A 25319-nucleotide genomic window follows, 5' to 3' on the forward strand; every position below is an offset into this window, starting at 1 on the left:
GCTAGTACTCCATGGTCATAGCAAGCTGGTAAGCTTTTTGCGCGCTCGTGTTGAGAGTCGACCACATTAATTTCTGCTTCCAGTTCGTTGATGGCCTTATCCAGTGCGTCAAAAGCCTGCTTATGTACTGCCTTCACCTCAGTGATGACAGGCGCGAGCAGGGATCTTTGAGATAAGGCTGATGAGTTTCGAGCAGGTCTCTCAAAAGAAGGTCATAGCGCTTTAGCCCTTGCCAGTCCTGAGTTTTTGTTGCGATTTGAATCCGTTTCGCCAAATGGCGGAATCGCTCTGGGGATACTTTATGCTTGCTGACCAAAATGCATCCACCCCTCGCGTATATTGTTCATCACATGTTCGACACTGGTGAGTTTATCCTGATTGTTTTGTACGCTTGCTTGATAAAGTTCAACCTGACAAAAGTCGTATAGTTGGTGAAGATTCGCCGCGATTTCGCCGCCATTATCTGCGTCTAGCGCGCTATCTAGACCTACTAATATATTCATGCATTTATTGATGCCTGCTCCCTTCTCGGCAAGACGACCTGAGGCCATGTGGCCACGAACTCGTTCGATTTCATTGAGCAAACCGTCGATCAGCATTACCACCAATTGATGTGGGTTTGCTGCGGCTGCCTGAGCATCTAGATCGACTTGTTGATAAGAGTTGTAGCCCGAATCCATTAACATAAAAACGTCTCCTGGTGACCGTTAACCAAACAGCGACATGGTTTGGTTCATCTGGCGCATAATTGTGTTCATTTGGGTAAATTGTTTGAGGTATCGGTCGTATGCCATATCGTATTTACGTTCCAGCACGACCTGTTTGTCGCTGATGCGATCGATGTTCTGCTTCAACGCGTCTTTGCGAGATTTAAACAGACCAGAAGAGAACTGAAGGTAAGGTTCGATGATGGTATCGATGCTATCTAGCAGATTGCCATCTCCGTTGAACATCGCCTCAAGGCCCTGGCTATTATCGGTTTGGGCCTGTTCGAACTTGTCCGAATCCAGCTTCATTTTACCGTTGCGATCGATCTCGATACCGACCTGACTCAGTCGAAGACCGCCGAAATCTCCACGTACAACAGATTTCACCTGACTTTCGATCGCGCGCAAGGTAGGGTCACTCGCTAACACCGCTCGGGTGTTATTTTCCGTGTCTATTTTTGTGTACTCATCAACCGTAGACATCAAACTGTTATAAGCGTCGATAAATTTGTTGACCTGCTCTTTGGTCGCGTCGTTGTCACCATCGACATTAAGCGTTAAAGGAGATTCGCCCGCCTGCTGAGCTTTGGTAACAGTGATGTCGAGACCGTCGATCGCATTGCTAAACGTGTTGCTACTGCCTTCGAGTTTTAGGCCAGTGTCCTTTTCTCCCAACCAAACGATGGCGTTTTGTGCTGCGCTGATCTGTTTGAGGTTAGTCTTAGTGAAGGCATCCTCGAACCAGCTTTGCCCAGTCCCCGCCGCCGAGACCTTTATCGCGTTCGCTTCTCCAGTCTCTTCGCTAGAAAGCATGAAATGAGTTTGTCCATCTGAGCGAACTAAGGTCGCATTGACGCCGGGATTATTGGGATCGTTGTTGATGGCAGAAGTTAAGTCAGCCATGGTGGCTTTACCGTCTCCGTCACTGTCTAGTGTGGAGAGGTCCAGCGTCATGGTTTTGCTGTTGACTTCAAATGTCAGCGTGCCCGTCAGCGGCACTTCTGTCGTGGACTGTAGCGACGCAGGCATACCCGTTGACACCTGATACGTGGTGGCGACTTTTTCAACAAAAATCTGATAACTGCCCTTAAGAGCTTTGGAATCTGCGCTCGCGGTGAAGAACCCTTCACTCGACACGGTAGCGCTGTTTTTTATGATCCCTGATGTGCTGTTGTTCATTTCATTCACAGCAGTACGGAATTCACGCAATGCAGATTCGACTTTGCCAAGCGCATTCAGTTGAGATTGATACTGAGAGGATTGCTCGGTATAGCGTTGTTTGAACGACTGGACGTCAAAGGTAGCCAGTTGCTTTGCCATCGTTGCTGGATCAATTGAACTCATCAGAGTACTCCCTTGTCTTTTGCGTATGACCGTTGTGGTTCATACCATCATCATTCTGATTTGATTAGAGAAATAGCAAGATGAATGCCATAGGTTTAGCTCTTTTAAATCAAAGGTTTATGTATTCATTCTTGGTTTTGCGGAAGTGTGACTTCCCATCATGAGTTCCGCTGCTTCCTTGAATGAAACTCAGCTTTGCTCAAGGGTCTAAGGCGACCCAATGGTCGAGGTTGTTAAATGGAAAGAGTGAGGTCATTGCCGCATAAGCGAAAGGCTGTGCAACGTGTAGGTTGTGGTCTCATCGTGGTGTGGTGAGTAAAAATATCATTGGTTTTTATGTAACCATAAATACTGATAAGCCTTGTTTTTGGTTGGTTGATTTACCCCATTTACCTATTGTGAATTTATCCTAAATTATGTGATCTCCATTTATGGTTGATCAAAATTCGATCAATTTAATTCAGTTGTTTTTTAAATGCTTTAATTTGATTTGCTGCCACTTATAGGTAATTGACCTGTATATGTGTTCATTTTTTTGGTGATTTTATCGGTTAAAGCCAGTTGTTATGACAGTTTTTGTCCAGAGGGGCTGATGGTAGGTTGAAAGCAGTGGTTAACTTTCCTTCTATCTGGATATTAGGAGCACAACATGGCAGTGACGATTAATGCAAATGGGTTAAGTATTGTTCACAAAGGATCGGGCGGTGAAGCTAACGCGACACTCCCCGATGTGTGCTTAACGACAGTGGGCTCTGCTGTCGTTCCCGTTCCTTATGGCAATAATGCTAAATCAGAAGACTTAGTCGATGGCACCACCACGGTCAGCGCGGATGGTGGAAACAGCATAGCGATACAAGGCTGTAAGTTTGCCAAAAGTACCGGCGATGCGGGCGGTGATAAAAAAGCATCGCCTCCGGTACTATCGAGGCGCAAGCGGAGTTCATCACCGCTTCACCGACGGTCTTGATTGAAGGCAAAGGGGTGGCCCGCCTCAGCGATCAGATGACCAACGCCAACACCATGTGTATTGCCCCATATCCAAGCGCTGATCGAATGTTGGCGTACATGCGCGCACGTATTCAATGATCATTTTATTATTTCATTGATGTCAAATAAAAACTTTATCTACAATAGGAGAAAATAGAATGGCTGAGTTAGGTTATTGTCAAATTAGTGATTTGAAGCTGAATCATAGAAGTAAGCGAGCAATCACAGAAGTGAAAGAGATCATGTCTTCTGGAAATTTGTTGGCGAGTGCGTTATCTGCTACACCATTTTATTATATTTTTGGCACTCCAAGCATGACTAAAACTCCCTACTCTATGATGTTAACTATCAGAGAGCATGATTGGGAAATGTTTGGGAAACTAATGGGTTCGGTTCCTGCTATCGTCAAAAGTAGAATACATTTTGTTGCTAGCCAAATGTCGTGGGAGACATCTGGTAAAGAAAAAAGGTTTTGGGAGTGTGTCAGTAATGCAGCTATATAAATTCGTGGCGTCTATCGCGTTATTAACTGGATGTGCAGCTCAAGCAAATACAGAGCAAACCATTACTGATTGGGTTGCGAAAACAGAGAAGTGCCTAGCCTTGTCAGAAGCGAGCGAAGCAAGTTTTCCTGATAATTCTTGGTTCCAATCTTTGGATGTGGAAAAGAAAAAGGGAGTAACGTTTTATCTTTACCAAGAGAAATTATATGGCTGTTCAAAGCGAGAATCGGACGCTCTGATGCAGTCTCTGACTCAAAGTGAAAATAAAACGCTAATCAAGTTCTTTGCTGGACTTGGGGCATTCGAAAAGCCAGATTCAAAATTTATCGCTGGGGTGGATTCTCAGCAACTTCAGACATTTTCTAATAGTGTAGAGGTGTTTAACCTCAGAAAAGTGGGTAAAGAGTTGAACTTCTGACACCCTCGAATAAGGCAATCCGCAGCGCTACCAGTACGAGTCGACTGGTCGGCGGCAAAGAAAGCGGTCAGTGACAACCTCGAGTCGCTGCTGAGCAAACTTCAGTCTCGACTGGAATTTCTCCACGACCAAGCCACTAAGCTGCGATACGCCTACTTATCAGATGAAGTGTTTGATAAGCACATCTCCACCATGAAAGCCTACATCAAAGGCTTACCCGACTTGATGGCGGGCGTGTTCAGCAAAATGGAACTCAGGCCTCCAATCTGTTGAGTCATCTCGACAATGTCGAAGTTATCAAGGCCAGTAAGCGTGTTTTGCCACCGAGGGGGAAACCGCGGAAGTCGTTGTTAATACCACACAATCGATCGATGTGGTCGAGCCCTTTATGAGCGAAGTCGCGGGCAAGATAGCCAATGTGCTCCCCATTTACCCCGTGCGCTCTGGTTATGCCAACTTCTTTGACACCATTATGCCCGCTCAAGCGCCGCCTACCTTGCCAGACATGGCCAGCGCGTCTGGCCCAATTGAAACTGAAAAACTTGCATTCATTACTCAAGGTTTTTATGAAAGTTTAAGCTCCAAACAAGAAAGGAAAAAAAATTCTTGTGGAGATGGTCAATTCAGCTTTGCTCAAGGGTCTAAGGCGACCCAATGGTCGAGGTTGTTAAATGAAAGAGTGAGGTCATTGCTGCATAAGCGAAAGGCTGTGCAACGTGTAGGTTGTGGTCTCATCGTGGTGTGGTGAGTAAAAAATATCATTGGTTTTTATGTAACCATAAATACTGATAAGCCTTGTTTTTGGTTGGTTGATTTACCCTATTTACCTATTGTGAATTTATCCTAAATTATGTGATCTCCATTCATGGTTGATCAAAATTTGATCAATTTAATTCAGTTGTTTTTTAAATGCTTTAATTTAATTTGGTGCCATTTATAGGTAATTGACCTATATATGTGTTCCTTTTTTGGTGATTTTATCGGTTAAAGCCAGTTGTTATGACAGTTTTGGTCCAGAGGGGCTGATGGTAGGTTGAGGGTAAGTTCATAACCATCACGGAGAGGCAACAACATGACTTACTTAAATGACACAAACGGAAAACTACTCGCACGCTTTGGTCGTATCCTTGAAGCGGACTCTGAGCATAACAAGGTGAGTGTGGATTTTGACGGTAACCCGATGGGGGTGCCGATTTGGGCGGCGATAGGTCATGCATTTACCTCCGCCGAGATACATATGGCGATCGATAATCAATTGACATGCAAAATTGAATTTATTGCCAACGACCTCGCTCAACCTATCTTGACCGATATCTATTTTTCCCTGTTAGGCGAAGAAACGCTGGTCATTAAAGCCGATAAGATAACCCTAGAAGGAACGGAAAGCCTGACATTAATGAGTCAACAGGCGTCGACTCACTACGATGCTCGGTCAGGTCGCATTACGTCGAAAGCAGACTATATCGCTTCAAGAGCAGAAAAGCTGCAAACACTTCAAGCGCAAAAAATCGACCTTAACTAATGTGACCTAATTGTGAGGGAACACAACATGGCAGTGACGATTAATGCAAATGGGTTAAGTATTGTTCACAAAGGATCGGGCGGTGAAGCCAACGCGACACTCCCCGATGTGTGCTTAACGACAGTGGGCTCTGCTGTCGTTCCCGTTCCTTATGGCAATAATGCTAAATCAGAAGACTTAGTCGATGGCACCACCACGGTCAGCGCGGATGGTGGAAACAGCATAGCGATACAAGGCAGTAAGTTTGCCAAAAGTACCGGCGATGCGGGCGGTGATAAAAAAGGCATCGCCTCCGGTACTATCGAGGCGCAAGCGGAGTTCATCACCGCTTCACCGACGGTCTTGATTGAAGGCAAAGGGGTGGCTCGCCTCAGCGATCAGATGACCATGAACAACGCCAACACCATGTGCCTGGCCGGTGTACAAAACCCAAGTGTGACCGTCGACCCCGATCTCGATATCCCGAACAGTATCGTAATCAAAGCTCGCTACCCTAATGGACAGCTATTGAAGAATGCGCCGTATACGCTCACCAATCAGAGTGGTCAGCCAATGGCAGACGGCGTATTGAGTGGCAAAGGCGAGTCATACATCAGAGACTTGAAGTCCGACAACGTGAAAATCACCGTCGAAGAAAGCCAAGATCCTTTTGTCATTAAGCCAATTCGACGCCCTAACCCACACCATAACCCAGACATTTCACAAGAGGATTTCTTTACACAAGCGATTGGCCGTCATCAGGGGTTCTGGCAAGCCGCGCGAGTCGAAACCAACATGATGCCATGGGGCTGCCTAGGTCATGAGCTGAGCAGTGACCGCTACTTTCACGACATGCTTAAGGTTGAGGCGCGGCTGCACTTTAGCCATCTCCACCCAGAAAGCCCCTTTGCCTTAGACCATTTCTGTGAGGCGGTGATAGGCAACCTCAACCAGCCACTGCCCCATACCACAGAAACCTTATTGGCTTACTGCATGCCACAGGTACTCGAAGAGGGCGAAATACTCTCGGTATTATTACGCCTTGCCCCGTATGAAACCACCGATAGAATGTTGGCGTACATGCGTGCCCGTGGTCAGGGCAACCCGCAGCGTTACCTGCAAGAGTATGACTGGTCGGCGGCAAAGAAAGCGGTCAGTGACAACCTCGAGTCGCTGCTGAGCAAACTTCAGTCTCGACTGGAATTTCTCCACGACCAAGCCACTAAGCTGCGATACGCCTACCTATCGGATGAAGTGTTTGACAAGCACATCTCCACCATGAAAGCCTACATCAAAGGCTTACCCGACTTGATGGCAGGCGTGTTCAGCAAAATGGAGCTCAGAGCCTCCAATCTGCTGAGTCATCTCGACAATGTCGAAGTTATCAAAGCCAGTAAGAGTGTCTTTGCCACCGAGGGGGAAACGGCGGAAGTCGTTGTCAATACCACACAATCGATCGATGTGGTCGAACCCTTTATGAACGAAGTCGCGGGCAAGATAGCCAATGTGCTACCCATTTACCCCGTGCGCTATGGCTATGCCAACTTCTTTGACACCATTATGCCCGCTCAAGCGCCGCCTACCTTGCCAGACATGGCCAGCGCGTCTGGCCTTAATGACACCGGCGGCTATCTTCTGCGCCTGCTGCGTGAAGGCTGGATTTACATCAAAGAGGAAGGGGGCCAAGCCGATAACCAGCAAATTCATATCTTCCGCTACGCGCAAACGGAAACCGCCACTGGCGTGCTGGAAAAGTTTGAGAAATACTACTTCACCAACCAAGAAAACGCCCAAGATGGTTTAACGCTCGATACCTCCTCTGGCGCGACCTTTTACCCGTTTGCGTTTGTTACCCATGGCACGCAAAAAATCTCGATCGTTTACTCAGAGCACGAATGGGCCGCTGAAATCATCGATAAGATGAACAGCGACCAAGAGTGGCGCACCCAAGCCATGCAGCAAGTCGACATGACCGCCAGCGATGACTTTAGCGACACCGCCAGCCAAGAGACGTTAAGCGCTTTGGTCGAAGACTACCGCAGCCCAGATACCAAATGGTTGGCAGATAAGAACAAAGACAAACCCAGTCAATACGGTTTGGATGTGTTTACCACAGCCAACAATTATCACCTTGCTGCTGATGAGCTGGCTGAAACCATGCAAAAAAGCCACAGCGAGAAAAAAGACGGCACCTTAGTGGTGTTATTTGACCCGGTTGGGCGCCAGGCAGATATTGCATTATCACTATCAATGCTGTTTCTCGCAGAGAAAGCCTTTGAAGCAAGTCGAGTCTATCCAAAGACTATTGGCGATATTATTTTACAATTACAAAAAAACGGCAGTGGAGCAGTCAAAGAATCTATTAATGAAAATGTTGACCTTACGGAACTAAATAACTTTTACCAAGATAACTCTTTTGTTAAAGAGAAAGCGACATCGCAAAGGACAAAAATCTTAGACCTCTATTCCTCTTTTGCTTATAAGGATCTTGCTGATAACTCCTTAGGTTCTTTAAACGCTTATTTCGACCTTTATTTTTATTCTCTATCACCAAAGGATAAAGTGAAAGAGCTTGAAAAGCTCAGTAAAGTGATGCAAACCACGTTGGATGGAATAGAAGGGACCGAAGAAGGCCAAAAAGTTGTCTTTTATATGGTGAGTGACGAGGCCGCAGAAGATTCTGCCTACGTAACGTACCAACGGCATTTAGAAGCAATTCTACTTCAATGTCAGGATGGTGTTGATTGGAGTGATGTGACCCAAGCACTGATTAAAAACACAGCGAATATTTTAGAGTTTGTTTATTGTTGGATCTGTTCATCTGCAAAATATGTACAAAAAGGCACGATAACGTCAGCACTAATTTTAAGACCGCTCGCTTTCACCAAGCTATTAAACTTCATCCCTATCTTCTTTGAAAAAGGGTTCGGTATCAAAGAACTCGACGGAAATGTAAGAATCACTCTGGATAAACTGGCAGAAGTGTTAGCCAAAAACATTGATTCTGTTGGGAAAAACGACAGCCCTCTGAATAGAGTACTTACTGCTCATCATAATGGTAAGAAAATGATTAATTGGGCAAATAGTCAATGGAAGAACCGAATCCCTGAAATGGAATCAAGTGCCAAAAGTGCACAATGGCCGGAACTTGAAATTCCAAAGTTTGGTGGGCGCCACTCTAATTTTACTGCTGAGTCATCATTGGAGCTACTGGGTAAAGGAGGAGATGGCGTTATCGCTATGGTTTCATTACGCGCCAATATCGATGTACTTATTCAGCTACTGCAAAATAGTGCATTCGAGAACGCCGATCCTCTCAAACGTGGAACAGAAACGGATTCGATGCTCGACTATGCAAAATTAGTCGCAGCTTTGTCTGCGGGCATTACCGATTATGTGAGTGTTTCCCGTGCAAATCTACTCCTGCAAAAGAGATTGATAAATTCAAATCGCGTTTATTATGCATTGAGGTCTGGTTTGCCCCAGTTATTTGCGGTAACGACCATTGGAGCAAGGAACGCGATAACGGCAAAGATGGATTCAATTATTGGAGGCTTAGAGAAAATTTCAACTGGAAAAGCGGTCTCTAAGCTAGTTGTGATTTCTAACTTGGCAGTCATGGCTTCATCTGGCTATGGAGCTTATGATGCCTATCAAACGGGCAATCGAGAATTATTTAATGGCCACATATACACAATACTGAGTTCTGCCTTTTTCTTAGCGGGGCCTGTTATCGCGTTAAAAAATATGGCGACGATAAGGTATGGTAATGCCTATTTCTTCCTTTTTGGCATGGTATTTTTGCTTGCGGCAGATATGGCAAAAAAAAATTGGCCTTAAGTCAGATTTTGATAACTTATTATATCGTGGGTTTTGGGGGAAAAGTGATAAATATTCGTTCTGGTATTTTCAAGAAGGTGGAAAGATTACTCTTCCAATGCGCTTAAAATTTGTAGCTGAAAAGTATCATGATGAAAAATTTCAGCTTGCACTGCAAATTGAACAACAAGAGTTTTTAAATTATTTTTACCAGCCACGAATGCTTGTGGAGGTCTCCGAGATATCTAAAACCAAAAAGTGTTATCAATACGAGTTTAGACTACCGAGCTTTACGCTTGGTCAATCAAATATCATTGCAGCGGTTTACAGCAAAAGAGTGATCAATTTAGGGCACACTTATTCAGCAACTAATAGTATGCAAATAAAGGCTTCTTTAAATACAGAAGCTACGCAAGCTTTTAGAAAGGCATTCTCTGAGGCGGAGACCGACTTAGAGAGGTTTCCACAGTATAGCCCGCCTGAACTCTGTCAAAATTTCAATATCTACTTTTCGGTCATAATGGAGAGTGAACCTGGAGAAACACTGGAAGTTCGCTGGTATTATGAGCAAAGCCCGGGTGTCACAGTACCCAAGCGTATGGTCACAAATGATGGCAATTTAGTCACAACCTACCACGGCATGATTGATGGTAAGCATAGCAATATTGAATAGGATTAATCGATGAGCAGAGTCAATACCCAAGAAACCCTGGTCAGGTTTCGGTATGCACAAAAGTTGGTGGATGGGCGAGATGAATTTGTCAATCAGAAAGCTATACCGCCTACTGATCAACCACCAGAGCCATTTATGCAGGTGACTGACGATATTATATCTATTCGCGATGCAAGGCATACTATTCGCTCCGTTTATCTTGTTCCTGTTGTGGTGGTAGTGTGGTTTCTCTTTATTTTTATACTCAGTGATTTGGGCTTAAATTCAGCTTCTATATCTCATGGGAAAGAGCTATTGAGTCGCTATCAAGAAAAAGAACAAAAAGGAGGCTATTTTAATGAATTTCAATCGTGGGAGTATTCATATTATCAAATGATTTTTGCTGATAATGGTGATTATTCACTAATCAATTATATTCTAGCTGTACATAAACTGGGTCATGAAGGTGCACGTAGGGGCTTAGGAAAAGAGTTAAAAGCTACAGGTGTGTCGGCTTTGATCGTTCTTCTTGTGAGTGTGTTTTTCATAACAACATTAAGGCCTACTGATATTTTCTTTGATAGAAAACGCGGGATTGTATATACGTGGTTCTATGGCCGTGTGGCCGCTTGTCGATTTGAACATTTGGGGTTCTTGGAGAAAAGTACGGGTATTGTTCTGTACTTATACGCTGAAAATAGAAAGGGTAAAGATGGCTACGATATGGTGCCGATCAGAATTCAACCGACGGGTAAAATAATTCTTAATACTGCCCGAGACAATAATGACTTCTTTCAACAAATCTTCAACTTTATGGAAAATGGCAAAAGTACCGTCATTACCGGTGAGAAGTTTTACCGCCCTCAACCTAAAACATATTTTATGATTGATAAAAGACCAGAGCCTTTCGAAGCACGATTGGAAAAGCTTTTGCAACAAGAACACGTTCTTCCTAAATTGTATCGGTATTTACAAGAGTAGTGCGGCCAATACCGTCACGAAGGATAGACAGGCGTGAAAAGGGATTAATCGATGAGCAGAGTCAATACCCAAGAACCCCTGGTTAGGTTTCGGTATGCACAAAAGTTGATGGATGGGCGAGATGCATTTGTCAATCAGAAAGCTATACCGCCTACTGATCAACCACCAGAGCCATTTATGCAGGTGACTGACGATATTATATCTATTCGCGATGCAAGGCATACTATTCGCTCCGTTTATCTTGTTCCTGTTGTGGTGGTAGTGTGGTTTCTCTTTATTGTTATACTCAGTGATTTGGGCTCAAATTCAGCTTCTATATCTCATGGGAAAGAGCAATTGAGTCGCTATCAAGAAAAAGAACAAAAAGGCAGTTACTTTAGTGATTACCAACGGAGGGAGTATTCATATTATCAAACAATGTTTGCTAATAATGGAGAATATTCATTGGTCAATTATATTCAAGCTGTATACAGATTTGGGTATGAAAGCGAAAAAATGGCTTAAAAAAGCGATTCATAGCTACATGTATTTCGGCCTTGATCGTTTTTCTTGTGAGTGTGTTTTTCATAACAACGTTAAGGCCTACTGATATTTTCTTTGATCGAAAACGCGGGATTGTATATACGTGGTTCTATGGCCGTGTGGCCGCTTGTCGATTTGAACATTTGGGGTTCTTGGAGAAAAGTACAGGTATTGTTCTCTACTTATACGCTGAAAATAGAAAGGGTAAAGATGGTTACGATATGGTTCCGATCAGAATTCAACCGACGGGTAAAATAATTCTTAATACTGCTCGAGACAATAATGACTTCTTTCAACAAATCTTCAACTTTATGGAAAATGGCAAAAGTGCCGTCATTACTGGTGAGAAGTTTTACCGCCCTCAACCCAAAACATATTTTATGATTGATAAAAGACCAGAGCCTTTTGAAGCACGATTGGAAAAGCTTTTGCAACAAGAACACGTTCTTCCTAAATTGTATCGGTATTTACAAGAGTAGTGCGGCCCACAGGCCATGCAATACCGTCACGAAGGATAGACAGGCGTGAAAAGGGATTAATCGATGAGCAGAGCCAATACCGAAGAAACCCTGGTTAGGTTTCGGTATGCACAAAAGTTGGTGGATGGGCGAGATGAATTTGTCAATCAGAAAGTTATAACGCCTACAGATCAACCACCAGAGCCATTTATGCAGGTGACTGACGATATTATATCCATTCGCGATGCAAGGCATACTATTCGCTCCGTTTACCTTGTTCCTGTTGTGGTGGTAGTGTGGTTTCTCTTTATTGTTATACTCAGTGATTTCGGCTTAAATTCAGCCTCCATATCTCATGGGAAAGAGAAATTGAGTCGCTACCAACAAAAAGAACAAAAAGGAGCTTATTTTGATGACTATGACCGAAGGGATTATTCATTTTATCAAACAGTGTTTGCTAATAATGGCGATTATTCATTAGTCAATTATATTCGAGCTGTCTACAAATATGGTCATGAAGGATTACGTGAGGGCTTAGAAATAGAATTAAAAGCTACAGGTGTGTCGGCTTTGATCGTTTTTCTTGTGAGTGTGTTTTTCATAACAACGTTGAGGCCTACTGATATTTTCTTTGATCGAAAACGCGGGATTGTATATACGTGGTTCTATGGCCGTGTGGCCGCTTGTCGATTTGAACATTTGGGGTTCTTAGAGAAAAGTACGGGTATTGTTCTCTACTTATACGCTGAAAATAGAAAGGGTAAAGATGGCTACGATATGGTTCCGATCAGAATTCAACCGACGGGTAAAATAATTCTTAATACTGCTCGAGACAATAATGACTTCTTCCAACAAATCTTCAACTTTATGGAAAATGGCAAAAGTGCCGTCATTACTGGTGAGAAGTTTTACCGCCCTCAACCTAAAACATATTTTATGATTGATAAAAGACCAGAGCCTTTCGAAGCACGATTGGAAAAGCTTTTGCAACAAGAACACGTTCTTCCTAAATTGTATCGGTATTTACAAGAGTAGTGCGGCCCACAGGCCATTACCATCTGCCCATCGAGGCGGCATTAGCACGTTCATATCCTAGCAATGGTACAAATAATGTACAGCGATTGGATTATAGCTACTCTGTGATATTAAATATAATTGTTAGTAAGAGATCACAAAAACAAAAATATAAATTATAACAAAGAGCTTCACTTTCTCTATTTGAAGTTTCATTTTGACTAAAGGTTTAGACAAACTAACAGAAAATATAAAGCTACTGGAATTATTTTACTCACTATGAGCATGTCATATGGTCGGTATATGAATAACAACACTTCTGCTAGTATTCCAGAATTAAAATTAGCCAGAAAGTATAAGCATGAAAATCATTGCCCTTTTATTTTTGTTACTGATCACAGGATGTAGCGATCAAGTCAATATTAAGTTTGAAAGAAGTGTCGACCAAATCGAAGAAGCCGAGTATCAAATAAAAACAGCCATCAAAGATATTGCTATCGTTAATAGGTTTGAGTGGGAGAAAGTACCAGGTAAGTTAGGAGATAACCGATACGTAAACATCAGCATCAATGCTAAGAAAGGTATCGAAGATTACTCGGTCGACAAAGTGATTAAACGTCTCAGTGACGCATTCTCTGCGAAAGATCCCGAGGTGACAGTCTCTGTTGAAATTACAGAGACAGAGCAGCCCACGTTAGACTTGTTTGGCGTCCAAAGTGGTGATGTGACCACGTCTAAAGTCAGTTGGAAATCTGCCAATGCTGGAATTTATTATACAGAAGGCGGAACTTCCTTATTCGATGGTGGTGCTTCTGATTTTTATTGTGGCATTAAAGTTCGCCTAGAAACCGCTATTCCGGCGCTGACTTACAAGCCAGAGGTTGCGGCTGAGCATAAGAGTGCCTCTGCCATTGCCCTAGCAGAGCTGATGGGGATTGAGTTGCTAGGACACAAGACAAGTATCGACGGTCTGCCCCTAGATGACAGTGTTTATAAAGTCCAATTGCAAACGGGGCGTCACTCCGATGATTACAAATATGCATTGCTCATTTTTGAATACTTAGGGAAAAAGAAGGTCAACTCAAATTATGAATGGCTTGTTTCCCCACCTCAAGGCCATAGTGAGGCAAGTTGTCTGGAATCTATCCGGACAAAAGCGGGATCAAACTTATACGGAGTGGCTGGAAGTATCTCGGCAGAGAATAATGTTACCCGTGTTCTCAAGGCGTAGATGCAATAAAAATCCCTAAATGAACAGAGTGAGGTAGGGCAATCGATGGATTTGGAAACAGTACTTTACTGGCTAAATGAGGGGAAGGAATTTTTTCAGCGTATTTTAAATGGAGAAATTCCTTTCCCCGCTATGCCAGCAATTGGTGGGAGTCTTCTGCTATTATTGGCTTCTCTGAATCGAAAGCATTATCAGCCCATATTGGACTGGGTTGCTCGTTCAGAGAACCATGCTTATTCACAGCCGTACGATGATCCATTGTCACCGATCATGTCAGTAAATGACGATATACTCACTATTAAAGATGTATCTTGGCATCAACTGAGACTGTTTTTGTTGCTACCTATCTTAGTCGCCATTTGGGCCTTTGGCTTATGGCGTATCGTTGACTTTGGGCCAAGTAAGTTCATGATTGACGTTGCCAACAGCACTCTAGATGAGTTAGAGCAAGGTATCACGCCCGATAAGAGTCGGTATCTCGGCACAATCTCACGTGCTTCCATCAACCCGCGGGTCTATACCTATGAGTACTATATCTATAGCCGAAAGCGCAGAGGAGTGGACATTGATACCCTACTCAAAGAGGACCAGCGAAGGATAGATTTCTATAGAGTGTTGTTATCTGACAAGGGAACAAGCTCGGCTATTCGATATGTACAAGCAATACAGGCATACGGCACAGAATCAGAAAAAGAACGGCTCAATGAAACTCTAATATTTATTGCCGCTTATCTTCTCGTTGCTCTCATTATATCTATCGTTATTCTGGCTATTCCTCGCCGAGCTTATCTGCACTTTGATCGAAGGCGTGGGATTGTTTACACATGGCGCTTAGGCAAGATTTCGGCATGTTCATTCCAGAGTCTAGGCTACCGATACATCAATTGTCATGGAGGGTTTGTGTGCTTACTAGGTGAGAAAACCTTATCTTCCAGCACCTACAAGCCTCGTCCATTTCGTCTTGAAGCTACCTCAAAAAGCCACGCAAATAGTAAACATGGAAACCAAAACTTCTTGTTGTCCCAGATCGTTGATTTCATGAAATATGGGAAAAAAGCGATAATTACTGGCGAGGAATTTGAGCGTGAAGCCCCTAAAACGTATTTTTTTGTTTCTAAGAAGCCCAAGCAGTTCGAACAAAGATTGGAGAGAATACTGAGCAAAGAACATCAGCTTCCCGCTATTTACAAGGCTAAGAAATTATAGCGAATGCTTACAAATCGTTATGCCCAAAAAGCCAACAAGATACGAATCCTTGTTCCCAAGTGATAACGAGACATCGATGCTAGGATGTATTTACCACCAAAGCTCAGCCTTTTGTTCATGGTAGCTCAGGGCTTCGCTAGCCGTTGTCGATAGATTCACTCCCCTAATGAACCATCTGATAAACCTAGGAGATACAGTGAATACAATAGTCAGTATTCAAGATACCGTTCTCACCCCATTTACTCGAAGTATTTATCAAAAAGCCTTTTTGCTGATTGGCCTGTGTATACTTGTTAGTGCGTTTTTCTATGATGCTCAGACTATTACGCTAGTAACAAGCGGAATAGCCACGGTTTACGTTATCGTTAGTTTTGTTTTCAAGCCTAGGTTACACCAGCACATATACAAGCAAGATGACTGCCTTCATGTAGTAAAGTCGGCACTAATGTCCAATCTTGATAAACGAGTATTATGCTGTTTTATTTTGATTTCCGTAGTGGGCAATGCCTATGCTTGGGCTGATGTCACTATGTTAATGCTTGGTAATGTGGCTTATCAAATTTGTCTGTCCGTATTAGTTTATAGATGGATGCATCAACAAGAAGAACTGGCTTTACCTTTGACGAATAAGTATTTACTGCTTGAGAACAAGCAGTCCAATTGCCTATTAATGCAAAGATTTGATATCTATATAGACAAGCGGCCCGCTGAAGTACTTGCACTATCTGCAGTGGATGAGACTTATCAAAGCGCGGATAAAGAGAGGGAACTCGAGTTTGTGGGTACGATCTCTTTTGAAGAAGAACCATTCGAAGCTGATGATGCGGCGACTATCATTACAGAGATCAATCAGCATTTATCCACGACTATGGGAGATACTATGACTAGAAAGTCGTGGCGAGATACAGCACCGCCATTTGTACTGAGCCTGGTTTGTTTGTACGCTTACGTCTTTTGGTTGCCTAGCCTATTTGAGTTTATGTTCCCTGTTGAACGTCATCAAAATAAGTTTGGTTATATGGTAAATGGGACTGAATCTATGCCTGACTTTGGCGTACATTTTATGATGTTCATTATGTTTATCATATTTGCTTTGCCTTGTTTCTCAGCCATATATAACTTTTGTCACAACGTAAGATTTTCCACATTTGAAGCGGTTTGCGCCACTAATGAAGGACTTTGGTTGCTAACTCCCAGCATAAATGGTCATGAATCCAGAAAAATATCACGGGCCGCCATTGCTTATATTAGCTACGCTGATATTCAAGCTAAAACAGAGGATGCGGTGCCACCTACAATGTATATAGATCAAGATATAAAGCTGATTGGTGTTGATGATAATCTTATCTCGTTAAACGATTGTGCTTGGAACTGTCGGTTTGTACTTAATCATTTGGTTAAACTCGGGTTGCCGGTGCGTTTAGTTAAACATCGTAACTAGCCATCAATTGAATAGCGAATACCACATAGATAACAGGGTAATTGAGTATTTAAGCTTGTGGACACCTGTTAACATCACGTCCATCCATTAGAGTAAACATCAAGTTTTGAGCGAGAAATTCACCTAGCGCGACTGAGGGGCAACGCCACGAATGTGATAGCCTAGCTAGGCTGTTTCATTTGGTATTATCACTCGCTAAGGTGCTGCTTCGGCCTAGCCTCTTGAACGTTTAAGCTTAACGTCTGATCGGTTCAAAACCGCGGTGTGTTGAAAAGCAACGAGGGAACCTTAGCGTATGAGGTTGAAGCTAGAGAACGATGAATAAAAAACACCCTCAAGTAAACCTTGAGGGTGTTTTGTGTTGCACTGATGGGCTACTTCGAGAGTACCTGATGAGCAGGTATTCTGCCCATCAGCTTGTTGGAGTTAAATAAATAGAAGAGTGTCTCTCGCCAATTAGCGAAGTAGAGACATTGCCATGCTTGGCATTTGGTTCGTTTGCGCAAGAACCGTTGTGCCTGCTTGCATTAGCATTTGGTTCTTAGTCATGTTTGAAGATTCGACTGCGAAGTCAGCATCTACGATACGGCCTTTTGCTGCCGCTGTGTTTTCAGAGACGTTTGCTAGGTTGTTGATGGTGTGGTCTAGACGGTTGATATTAGCACCAAGTGTTGAGCGTGCTGTGTTGATAGTGTCAAATAGAGCATCAACACTAGTGATTGCCGCTGCTGAAGTGCCTTGGTCCGTTAAGGCACCAGCAGTAGAGAAATTAATACCAGCTAGCTGTCCTGAAAGATCAAGCTCAAGTGTTTCATTTTCAGAGGCACCAATTTGGAATATGACTTTACCATCAAGTTTACCACCTGTTAAAAGTTTTTGACCTGCACCGTATGAAGTCTCAGTCATGATACGTGTAGCTTCTTTGCCTAGCTCTGTAAACTCTGCTTGTAGTGCTGTACGTTCTGTTGTGCCGTTCGTGTCGTTCGCAGATTGTGTTGCAAGGTCTTTCATTCGGTAAGCGATGTTAGTTAGCTCTTCCAGTGCGCCGTCTGCTGTTTGCAGCATTGAAATTGCGTCTTGAGAGTTACGCATTGCCACAGACATACCACGAGTTTGCGCTTCAAGTTTGTTGGCAATTGTTAGACCTGCGGCATCATCTGCTGCAGAGTTGATACGCTTACCTGTACTTAGGCGCTCCATTGCAGTAGAAAGCAGATCGTTTGTACTGCTTAGCGTGTTCTGTGTAACAAGTGATGCGTAGTTAGTGTGCATTGATAAAGCCATTATGGTCTCCTTCGATAATTACAATACTCAGATTTTGGCTTCAGGATTTCCCTGGTCACTAACAAGAGGCGGACGAATAATATCGAAGATTAATTAAAAATTGTAAATAACGAAAATTTATAGAGATTGGCGACAGATTTAGTGAAGTTGATTCCACTAATCGCCACTGTAAGCGCCGATTAGTGGATTGATTAGATGTCGTATTCGTTGGTAAATGTCTTAAAAGAGAGCGAGGTCGGGATATCACTGAAGTAGCCAAAATAGTAGCTGGCACCCAGTAATTTGTATTGATTGAGCTCTCTTTGGCAAGCAACCCGACTGGCGACCCACTTTAATTTGTGTTTTTTCATAAAACGCACGATGGGCAAAAAAGGCCATGCGATCTTGCTTTTCTTTCAATGACACCGAGAGTTTCAGCATGGAGGGTTGATAGTGAGCAAGCTGTTCAAGCAAAGTGCAGGGCGGAGTCACTTCAAACCACAGCGCATAAGCACATTGTTCCACACGCTCGATCAGTGCTTCTACCGACGTATGAAACCCCAAAGATTGACTGAGCTGCAATGAAGGAATGACATGCTGAAATGCTTTCTTATGACAAAGCAACACTTGTTCTAAAAACTGTTCACCCGGTGCCCAAACGAGTGCATCAACCTGAAGAGGCACCACTACATTGCTGATCAAATCAGGATGAAAGGTTTCGAGTTGAAAGCCTGTTTGGCGCAGGGCTAGGTACAGGCTAAATAAGTCTAAGCAATATGTGACTTTTTGAGACAGGTCGAATTGATACACGCTTTGTTCGCCATCACCGCCAAACCTGAGAGTCAGGTGCTGAAACTCGACTTCGCCAGAGTCAGTAGAGCGGATAGCCTGACAAGCATGTCGGATGTCATTGTGGACCAGTGCTTGATGGATGATTTGGTCGTCTTCGGTCTCGAGATGTTCTTCCATGAGCTTGGCGATGTATCGGTACATCGCCTGATTTGAGTTGAGGTTAGCCAAGGTTTCCTACCACGTTGATTTGTTTTGTTTCTGGTATTTCGTTGTATGACAATACCGCCAATCCTTGAGAAAACGTGCGAGCATAGCGGGCAATCAAGGGTCTAAGTTGTGGCATCACAAGAAGTATGGGAGCCAGCCCTTGCTGTTTTAGCTGCTGTTTGATCAAAGGTAAATTTTGTTGGAACTGAGACAGAATGTTAGGCTCGACAGGAAAACTGTCGAGGTTCACATTGCCACTCGCTTGTGCCTGCTGCAGAGAGGTCATCAGCATTTGTTCCAGTTCGTCAGAAAGGGCATACACCTTGAGTTCCACTTGTTGGCCAGCGATCAAGTTCACCAATGTTCGGCGTAATGCGCAGCGCACATCGGCTGCCAAAAGTATCGGGTCTTTGGTGTTTTCTGAAGACTCGAGCATGGTGTTTGAAATAGTACGAATGTCTTGCAAAGGCACCTGATCGAGTAAAAGTTGACGATACACCTTGAGTTGTTGCCCTGGATTGAGCGCTGCGCCAAGTGCTTCGGCCAATTTCGGTGCTTGCTGTGTCAGTCGCTGCATCATGGCGTCGACATCATCGTGATTAAACAGCTCAGAAAGATGGGTTTTGATCACTTTACTGATATGAGTAGCGATCACCGTTGCATCGTCTACCACCTGATAACCCATGTTTAACGCTTTAGCTTTATCCGTATGTTCAATCCACACCGCGGGCAATTGGTAAGCCGGATCACTGCCGAGAATGCCATCGACCTCGCCATATGTTTCGCCAACGGCAATCGCCATCAAACGCTCTGGTTCAATAAAGCCTTGCTCTATGGTTTCTCCATTGAGTGAAATGGTGTATTGATTAGGTTTTAGGCTCAAGTTGTCGCGAATGCGTACTTCTGGCAGTAAGAAGCCGACTTGCTCAGACAGGTTGCGTCTTACACCGCGGATTCGTTGGGTGAGCGGTGCTCCTTGCTCTTTGTTGACCAGATGAACTAATCGGTAGCCGAGCGCTAATGACAGTGTGTGCACATGCGGAATATCTTCCCAGCTCAGTGGTGCGTCTTCCTGCTGCATGGCTTGAGTGAGCACTTCGACGTCTTCAATCTGAGCATCATGAACTGGGCTCTTGTGTTGTCGCCAAGCTGCAAATGCGAGTACGGCTGCAAAGGTAAAGAAGGCCAAGTGGGGCATTCCCGGCACCATGCCAATAATCAACATCACAGCGGAGACGGTAAATAGGGTCGCCGGTGACGCTAACAACTGCTTTTGCATGGTTTCTGACATGTCGTTATCGCTATCGTTGATGCGAGTAACGATAATCGCGGCTGCGGTTGCTAAAAGCAGCGATGGTATTTGCGCGACTAAGCCATCACCAATAGTCAGTAGGGCATAGGTTTTGAATGCTTCTGAAGCGGCAAGTCCGTGTTCGAACACACCAATGCTGATACCCCCTGTGATGTTGATGAACAGGATCAACAAGCCGGCAATTGCATCACCACGAACAAATTTTGATGCACCATCCATAGAACCGTGGAAATCAGCTTCGTTGGCGACTTCACGTCTGCGCTGGCGAGCGGCGTCCTGATCGATCAACCCCGCATTGAGGTCTGCATCGATTGCCATCTGTTTACCGGGTAAAGCGTCAAGCGTAAAACGTGCGGATACTTCTGAAATCCGTTCGCCACCTTTGGTGATCACGACGAAGTTTATGATCATCAGGATAACGAAAATTACCATACCGACCACATAGTTACCTCCGATCACCACTTCACCGAAAGCTTGAATGACCTTACCCGCAGAATCGCCACCATTGTGACCTTCAAGTAGGACGACTCGAGTCGAGGCGACGTTGAGGGTTAAGCGTAATAGCGTCGCGACCAACAGAATGGTTGGAAAAATAGAAAAGTCGAGTGGACGTTTTGCGGTAGTACTGACCAAGAGCACCAAAATGGCGAGCACGATATTAAAAGTGAACAAGGCATCCAGCAGTAGGGGAGGTAGTGGCAGGATGACCATTGCCAGCACCATGAGTAAGACCAGCGGAATACCGACAAAGCCTTTTGTGGATTGTTGTATCTGTTTTAACCGATTGAGCATAGGTGGGTGTCCTTGGGTATATACGGATGATCAGTGTTGTAAATGCTTTGGAATGGCGAAGTGAGGTAAAGGCATTGGCTTATCACCATTTCCGGTACGGAATGCTTTCAATTGCATCACGTAGGTCAGAATATGTGCCACAGCGATGTAGAGCTGACTTGGTACGGCTTGCTCGATTGCTGTGGTGTAGTAAATAGAACGGGTCAGTGGTGGCGAATTGACGATTTCGACCTTGTTTTCACGGGCGATACGTTGAATGTGCATTGCCGTTTCATCGACCCCTTTAGCGACGACAAATGGAGCGTCAGATAAAGCAGGGTCATATTTCATCGCTACGGCATAATGGGTCGGGTTGGTGATGACCACATCCGCTGTCGGCACCATCTTATCAATTTTACGTCGAGCAAATTGTTGCTGAATCTGACGAATACGTTGTTTGACCTCAGGTCGTCCTTCGTTATTTTTGTACTCTTCTTTGAGCTCCTGTTTGGTCATTTTGAGCTCTTTCATGTGTTCCCAGCGTTGGTAAGGGATATCAATCACGCCGAACAACAGCAAAGCGAACCCCATCATTAATAGTCCATCGAACAGGATCTGCATGACATTAACCACACCTTGCTCAAGCGAGAGTCGTTGCATTCCCAACAAAGGTTGCAAGTGGTTATCGAGATACGCGTAAAGCACGCCAAAAATAACCAGCACTTTGAGGGTAGACTTGAGCAGTTCAACCAATGAACGGGTGGAAAATATGCGCTTGATGCCGCTAAGCGGGTTAAGTTTACTCAGTTTAGGAAAAGCATTTGCTAAACGAAACATCCAGCCACCCAGCACCATCGTACTCGCCAGTGTCACGGCAATAATCACGATGAACATTGGCAGAAGCAGGGTAATGATCATGCCAAGGCTATGACCGAGCTGCTCGATCATTTGCTGCGGATGAGCAAGGTCTTGCTTAGTTAATGCCATGTTAAAACGAAAAATACCTGCGACGCTTTCCCAGATAACAGAAAGTTGACTGTAGAAATACAAAGCTACCGCGAGAAAAATAGCCGCAGTGGTGAATTCTTTCGCTCTGGGTATTTGGCCTTCCTGACGCGCCTTTTTGATTTTCTGCGGGGAGGCTTTTTCGGTTTTGTCCTGTGACGATTGTTCGCTCATCCGCCCCCCAACATGAATTGATTCATAAAACGTAGGGTGTCATTGACCAGCACTGTATATCGGCCCGGCACGCCCGACACAGAGATAAGGACACTGAATAGCCCAAGTAACATGGTCATCGGGAATCCTAATGCATAGACATTTAATGAAGGCGCAGCGCGGTTCATTACGCCAAAACTGATGTTCGCTAACAACATAGAAACAATGGCGGGAAGTGCCAGTGCGAGTGCTGAAGCGAACATCCAGCTAAACAAATTGACGATGCCTTGCAAAGACGCTGTAGTCAGGCCAGAACCGACTGGCCAAACAACAAAGCTCTGGATAAGCACATCAATCACCACTAAATGGCCTTCGAGAGACAAAAACAATAAGGTGCTGAAAATCAGGAAAATACGACCAAGAATAGCGACAGACATGCCATTAACAGGGTCGTTCATCATCGCCATGCCTAAGCCCATCTGCATTGAGACAATTTGGCCCAGCGTCGTAAAAATACTAAACAACATGTGCAAAATCAGGCCAAAGAACAGCCCCCAAATGGCTTGCTCAAAGGCGAGAAACAGTGAGGTCATTGAGAAAAATTCGACGGTTGGCATCGGTGGCATCAGTGGTGCTGAGACCATCACAATCGAAAGGGCTAGCAAGCTACGTACCCAAACCGGTATCAATGAGTCACCAAAGAAAGGCATGGAAATAAACACGGCGCCAATACGGAAAAAAGGCCACCATAACTGGCCAAGCAGGCGAGATATTTCTGCGAAGTTGACTTCCATCAGCCAATCATTCCAGGAATGTTGTGGAACAGGTAGTCAAACAACTCCATGATTTTGCGCAGCATCCAGTGTCCAGCAAAGATCACCATCAAAAGGGTGACCAGTAGCCTTGGCAGAAAACTCAATGTTTGTTCATTGATTTGCGTGGCGGCCTGGAAAATGGCAATGCCGAGGCCAACAATCAGACCTGGCACAACCAATACTGCAACCATAGTGATGATCAGCCATACCGCATTGGAAAACAGCGTGACGGTCATTTCTGGTGTCATGTGAACTCCTGTTATCCAAAACTGGCGGATAAGGTGCCGACAGTCATGGCCCAGCCATCGACTAGAACAAACACCACCAATTTGAATGGAAGTGAGATGATCAATGGCGAGAGCATCATCATACCCATTGCCATAAGGACACTCGCGACGACAAGGTCAATGATCAGAAAAGGAATAAACAGCATGAAACCGATTTGAAAAGCGGTTTTTAGCTCACTGATAACAAAAGCGGGCAGAACCACGGCAAAGGAGATGTCCTCTAGCGCAGTATCGAGTGGTTCATTGGCAATGCGTAACATTTGCTCAAGAGACGTCTGTTGAGTTTGTGCCAACATGAAATTACGCACGGGTTTTTCTGCGACAGAAAATGCTTCCATTAAGGTAATTTCGCCCTGGTCGTAGGGTTGGAAAGCATTTTGGTAAATATCCGTCCAAACGGGGCGCATGATCAACAGCGATAACGCGAGTGCAATACCGACTAACACTCGGTTTGGTGGACTTTGTTGTAACCCCAAAGCCTGACGAAGAATCGCGAGAACCACTATAATGCGAGTAAAGCTGGTGGCCATCAGTATAAATGCAGGGAGAAAACTCAGGGCTGTCATTAATAACAGAATCTGTAGTTTGACACTGTACTCTTGCTGGGTTGCTCCGTCGCTGACCGATAAGATGGTTAAGCCTGACTCATTCGCTACAGAAGGGAACGCGAAGAGCAGGCCAACCAAACCGATTAGGATCCCCCATCCCTGAAAGGAAGGTGACTTAGTCATGTTTCAGTGAATCCTTACTGAACCGCAGAGGCCAGAGCTGAATCGACAATATCAATCAGTCTCAAACCATATTTTTCGTTAACTACGACCACTTCAGCGTGGCCCATCAAGGATCCGTTGACTTTCACGTCTAGAGGTTCGCCGTTGAGTTTGTCGAGCTCGATGACACTGCCTTCACCGGCTTTCATCAAATCGCCCAACGCGATGTCTTTACTGGCAACTTCCAAAGTAACGGTCACAGGAATATTCTTAAAAAAGCTCAGATCACGTTCTGGGGTTGGTACCTCAGCATTGATAATGTCGCTGTGAGTCTCTTCCAGTTGAAAGTCATCAAAGTTCAGCTCTTCACCATTAAATGCGTGGTTCTCTGTTGTCTCGCTCATTAAAAAGATTCCTTATCTTGATTAAGAATTAAAACTAGCTGGCCATCATTCTCCGCGACTCGACCAGAAAAAAAGGTGTTCTTGGCCAATACTGACGGGAGCTGAAGACAATAATTCGATCGGTAACACATCGTTAGGCTGCAGTGAAATTAACTCACTGAGCGGTATGGTTTTTTTACTAAGTAAGACATTGAGTTTGACTGGTGTTGAAGTCAGAGATTGACAAAAAGACTCGTACAATGACCCTTTGGGCTGCAAGTCCAGTTGTTCTGTCAATGTGACAACAAGCATTTCGTCTAGCTTAATGTGTATAGTGCCTTGGTGGTCGTTCAGGCTGACGTCAATGGTGGCGTAAAGACCTGTCCCTTGTGCTGGCTCGAACTCGCATTTGGACCACATTTCCTCTGGAGCCAGCCAGTTAATGATCATCCGGCCGATTTTTTCCTGAAGACGCAAATCACTGTTGTTCAGTGACGTGTGGCTTCTTTGCATCTTGGCGTCGTAAAAGCTGTCAGCTAACTTAATTAGAGTCTGACTATCGGCATGGATAAATACTTGCCCTCCACCATCATGACGGAAAGTGCTGATAGAAGACTTATCCATTTCATTTGGTGTAAAAGTATGCAGTGAAACTAGATTTATATTAGCTTCTGCGTGATGCGTTTTTAACCAGTTTTGCAGCTCATAAGTCAGGCCATTACACGAGCTGGATATTAGACTTTCCAGTTTATCCCGAATAATGTGAATCGGTTTCCCTAACGATTCAATGCTTAGAGTCTGATAATCTGGAATAGATATCTTGCTGCTACTTTCCAT

22 protein-coding genes and 4 pseudogenes are annotated in these 25319 nt (G+C 44.3%); 14 read left to right on the forward strand and 12 right to left on the reverse strand.

All coding sequences use genetic code 11. The features are described 5' to 3' along the window. Nucleotide 1 precedes the first annotated feature (1 nt). The 3 genes and pseudogenes from KW548_06665 to fliD form a co-directional block, all read right to left on the reverse strand. Nucleotides 2–316 (reverse strand): annotated as a pseudogene (locus KW548_06665) (LafD). After that, nucleotides 300–686: a flagellar export chaperone FliS gene (fliS, locus tag KW548_06670; GenBank protein ID QXX07650.1), complete on the reverse strand. Its 387-nt coding sequence runs from the start codon at nucleotides 684–686 to the stop codon at nucleotides 300–302. Before fliS ends, KW548_06665 begins: the two are co-directional and overlap by 17 nt. A gap of 21 nt (nucleotides 687–707) precedes the next feature. Continuing rightward, nucleotides 708–2051 (reverse strand): flagellar filament capping protein FliD, encoded by a 1344-nt coding sequence (gene fliD / locus KW548_06675; GenBank protein QXX07651.1) that lies wholly within the window; start codon nucleotides 2049–2051, stop codon nucleotides 708–710. A 649-nt stretch (nucleotides 2052–2700) separates the two neighbouring features. Here fliD and KW548_06680 point away from each other — a divergent pair. The 14 genes and pseudogenes from KW548_06680 (at nucleotide 2701) to KW548_06745 (ending at nucleotide 16784) form a co-directional block, all read left to right on the forward strand. Beyond that, nucleotides 2701–3080: pseudogene (locus tag KW548_06680) on the forward strand (DUF4150 domain-containing protein). Between the two features lie 116 nt (nucleotides 3081–3196). Next, nucleotides 3197–3541, forward strand: a complete 345-nt coding sequence (locus KW548_06685; protein QXX07652.1) for a hypothetical protein — start codon at nucleotides 3197–3199, stop codon at nucleotides 3539–3541. After that, nucleotides 3528–3959: a hypothetical protein gene (locus KW548_06690; GenBank protein QXX07653.1), complete on the forward strand. Its 432-nt coding sequence runs from the start codon at nucleotides 3528–3530 to the stop codon at nucleotides 3957–3959. Before KW548_06685 ends, KW548_06690 begins: the two co-directional genes overlap by 14 nt. A 388-nt stretch (nucleotides 3960–4347) precedes the next feature. Next, entirely contained in the window at nucleotides 4348–4707 is a 360-nt protein-coding gene (locus tag KW548_06695; GenBank protein ID QXX07654.1) for a hypothetical protein, read from the forward strand. A 324-nt stretch (nucleotides 4708–5031) separates the two neighbouring features. After that, the gene (locus tag KW548_06700; GenBank protein QXX07655.1) at nucleotides 5032–5481 is read left to right on the forward strand and encodes a hypothetical protein; all 450 of its coding nucleotides are present in this window, start codon (nucleotides 5032–5034) and stop codon (nucleotides 5479–5481) included. A gap of 27 nt (nucleotides 5482–5508) precedes the next feature. Next, nucleotides 5509–9300, forward strand: a complete 3792-nt coding sequence (locus KW548_06705; protein QXX07656.1) for a DUF4150 domain-containing protein — start codon at nucleotides 5509–5511, stop codon at nucleotides 9298–9300. Then, on the forward strand, nucleotides 9230–9952 hold the full coding sequence (locus KW548_06710) for a hypothetical protein (GenBank protein ID QXX07657.1): 723 nt from the start codon (nucleotides 9230–9232) through the stop codon (nucleotides 9950–9952). Before KW548_06705 ends, KW548_06710 begins: the two co-directional genes overlap by 71 nt. Nucleotides 9953–9961: 9 nt before the next feature. Beyond that, nucleotides 9962–10912: a hypothetical protein gene (locus KW548_06715; GenBank protein QXX07658.1), complete on the forward strand. Its 951-nt coding sequence runs from the start codon at nucleotides 9962–9964 to the stop codon at nucleotides 10910–10912. 51 nt (nucleotides 10913–10963) lie between these two features. Continuing rightward, complete coding sequence (locus KW548_06720; protein ID QXX07659.1) at nucleotides 10964–11416, forward strand: hypothetical protein; 453 nt, start codon at nucleotides 10964–10966, stop codon at nucleotides 11414–11416. A 47-nt stretch (nucleotides 11417–11463) separates the two neighbouring features. Beyond that, nucleotides 11464–11913 carry a hypothetical protein gene (locus KW548_06725; protein ID QXX07660.1) on the forward strand — a complete coding sequence of 150 codons (450 nt, stop codon included), beginning with the start codon at nucleotides 11464–11466 and terminating at the stop codon, nucleotides 11911–11913. A 63-nt stretch (nucleotides 11914–11976) separates the two neighbouring features. Then, nucleotides 11977–12927 carry a hypothetical protein gene (locus KW548_06730; protein ID QXX07661.1) on the forward strand — a complete coding sequence of 317 codons (951 nt, stop codon included), beginning with the start codon at nucleotides 11977–11979 and terminating at the stop codon, nucleotides 12925–12927. Between the two features lie 340 nt (nucleotides 12928–13267). Next, complete coding sequence (locus tag KW548_06735) at nucleotides 13268–14137, forward strand: hypothetical protein (GenBank protein QXX07662.1); 870 nt, start codon at nucleotides 13268–13270, stop codon at nucleotides 14135–14137. Nucleotides 14138–14182: 45 nt separating this feature from the next. Further along, nucleotides 14183–15343, forward strand: a complete 1161-nt coding sequence (locus KW548_06740; GenBank protein ID QXX07663.1) for a hypothetical protein — start codon at nucleotides 14183–14185, stop codon at nucleotides 15341–15343. A 196-nt stretch (nucleotides 15344–15539) separates the two neighbouring features. After that, nucleotides 15540–16784 (forward strand): hypothetical protein, encoded by a 1245-nt coding sequence (locus KW548_06745; GenBank protein QXX07664.1) that lies wholly within the window; start codon nucleotides 15540–15542, stop codon nucleotides 16782–16784. Nucleotides 16785–17240: 456 nt separating this feature from the next. Here KW548_06745 and lafA read toward each other — a convergent pair whose 3' ends face one another. The 9 genes and pseudogenes from lafA to KW548_06790 all read right to left on the reverse strand — a co-directional run bounded on the left by lafA (nucleotide 17241) and on the right by KW548_06790 (nucleotide 25319). Then, nucleotides 17241–18068: a lateral flagellin LafA gene (gene lafA, locus KW548_06750; protein QXX07665.1), complete on the reverse strand. Its 828-nt coding sequence runs from the start codon at nucleotides 18066–18068 to the stop codon at nucleotides 17241–17243. A gap of 191 nt (nucleotides 18069–18259) precedes the next feature. Then, nucleotides 18260–19040, reverse strand: a pseudogene (locus KW548_06755) (diguanylate phosphodiesterase). A gap of 19 nt (nucleotides 19041–19059) precedes the next feature. Then, nucleotides 19060–21150: a flagellar biosynthesis protein FlhA gene (flhA, locus tag KW548_06760; GenBank protein ID QXX07666.1), complete on the reverse strand. Its 2091-nt coding sequence runs from the start codon at nucleotides 21148–21150 to the stop codon at nucleotides 19060–19062. A 30-nt stretch (nucleotides 21151–21180) separates the two neighbouring features. Then, nucleotides 21181–22308 carry a flagellar type III secretion system protein FlhB gene (flhB, locus tag KW548_06765; GenBank protein ID QXX07667.1) on the reverse strand — a complete coding sequence of 376 codons (1128 nt, stop codon included), beginning with the start codon at nucleotides 22306–22308 and terminating at the stop codon, nucleotides 21181–21183. Then, a complete protein-coding gene (fliR, locus tag KW548_06770; protein QXX07668.1) occupies nucleotides 22305–23081 on the reverse strand; it encodes a flagellar biosynthetic protein FliR in 777 nt (258 codons plus the stop codon). The genes flhB and fliR overlap by 4 nt, the downstream gene beginning before the upstream one ends. Further along, the gene (fliQ, locus tag KW548_06775) at nucleotides 23081–23350 is read right to left on the reverse strand and encodes a flagellar biosynthesis protein FliQ (protein ID QXX07669.1); all 270 of its coding nucleotides are present in this window, start codon (nucleotides 23348–23350) and stop codon (nucleotides 23081–23083) included. The genes fliR and fliQ overlap by 1 nt, the downstream gene beginning before the upstream one ends. A gap of 11 nt (nucleotides 23351–23361) precedes the next feature. Beyond that, nucleotides 23362–24120: a flagellar type III secretion system pore protein FliP gene (gene fliP, locus KW548_06780; protein QXX07670.1), complete on the reverse strand. Its 759-nt coding sequence runs from the start codon at nucleotides 24118–24120 to the stop codon at nucleotides 23362–23364. A gap of 14 nt (nucleotides 24121–24134) precedes the next feature. Then, entirely contained in the window at nucleotides 24135–24503 is a 369-nt protein-coding gene (fliN, locus tag KW548_06785) for a flagellar motor switch protein FliN (protein ID QXX07671.1), read from the reverse strand. Continuing rightward, nucleotides 24503–25319 (reverse strand): annotated as a pseudogene (locus KW548_06790) (FliM/FliN family flagellar motor C-terminal domain-containing protein). Before KW548_06790 ends, fliN begins: the two are co-directional and overlap by 1 nt.

Source organism: Vibrio neptunius (assembly GCA_019339365.1).
GTDB classification, from domain to species: domain Bacteria; phylum Pseudomonadota; class Gammaproteobacteria; order Enterobacterales; family Vibrionaceae; genus Vibrio; species Vibrio neptunius.

Excerpts from the sequence above, each read along its gene's own strand:
- KW548_06740 (QXX07663.1), top strand. The coding sequence starts at position 14,183 with ATGGATTTGGAAACAGTACTTTACTGGCTAAATGAGGGGAAGGAATTT.
- KW548_06735 (QXX07662.1), top strand. The coding sequence starts at position 13,268 with ATGAAAATCATTGCCCTTTTATTTTTGTTACTGATCACAGGATGTAGC.
- KW548_06695 (QXX07654.1), top strand. The coding sequence starts at position 4,348 with ATGAGCGAAGTCGCGGGCAAGATAGCCAATGTGCTCCCCATTTACCCC.
- KW548_06730 (QXX07661.1), top strand. The coding sequence starts at position 11,977 with ATGAGCAGAGCCAATACCGAAGAAACCCTGGTTAGGTTTCGGTATGCA.
- KW548_06700 (QXX07655.1), top strand. The coding sequence starts at position 5,032 with ATGACTTACTTAAATGACACAAACGGAAAACTACTCGCACGCTTTGGT.
- fliN (QXX07671.1), bottom strand. The coding sequence starts at position 24,503 with ATGAGCGAGACAACAGAGAACCACGCATTTAATGGTGAAGAGCTGAAC.
- KW548_06685 (QXX07652.1), top strand. The coding sequence starts at position 3,197 with ATGGCTGAGTTAGGTTATTGTCAAATTAGTGATTTGAAGCTGAATCAT.
- KW548_06720 (QXX07659.1), top strand. The coding sequence starts at position 10,964 with ATGAGCAGAGTCAATACCCAAGAACCCCTGGTTAGGTTTCGGTATGCA.
- flhB (QXX07667.1), bottom strand. The coding sequence starts at position 22,308 with ATGAGCGAACAATCGTCACAGGACAAAACCGAAAAAGCCTCCCCGCAG.
- lafA (QXX07665.1), bottom strand. The coding sequence starts at position 18,068 with ATGGCTTTATCAATGCACACTAACTACGCATCACTTGTTACACAGAAC.
- fliD (QXX07651.1), bottom strand. The coding sequence starts at position 2,051 with ATGAGTTCAATTGATCCAGCAACGATGGCAAAGCAACTGGCTACCTTT.
- KW548_06715 (QXX07658.1), top strand. The coding sequence starts at position 9,962 with ATGAGCAGAGTCAATACCCAAGAAACCCTGGTCAGGTTTCGGTATGCA.
- fliS (QXX07650.1), bottom strand. The coding sequence starts at position 686 with ATGTTAATGGATTCGGGCTACAACTCTTATCAACAAGTCGATCTAGAT.
- fliP (QXX07670.1), bottom strand. The coding sequence starts at position 24,120 with ATGACTAAGTCACCTTCCTTTCAGGGATGGGGGATCCTAATCGGTTTG.
- KW548_06705 (QXX07656.1), top strand. The coding sequence starts at position 5,509 with ATGGCAGTGACGATTAATGCAAATGGGTTAAGTATTGTTCACAAAGGA.
- KW548_06690 (QXX07653.1), top strand. The coding sequence starts at position 3,528 with ATGCAGCTATATAAATTCGTGGCGTCTATCGCGTTATTAACTGGATGT.
- flhA (QXX07666.1), bottom strand. The coding sequence starts at position 21,150 with ATGCTCAATCGGTTAAAACAGATACAACAATCCACAAAAGGCTTTGTC.
- fliQ (QXX07669.1), bottom strand. The coding sequence starts at position 23,350 with ATGACACCAGAAATGACCGTCACGCTGTTTTCCAATGCGGTATGGCTG.
- fliR (QXX07668.1), bottom strand. The coding sequence starts at position 23,081 with ATGGAAGTCAACTTCGCAGAAATATCTCGCCTGCTTGGCCAGTTATGG.
- KW548_06710 (QXX07657.1), top strand. The coding sequence starts at position 9,230 with ATGCCTATTTCTTCCTTTTTGGCATGGTATTTTTGCTTGCGGCAGATA.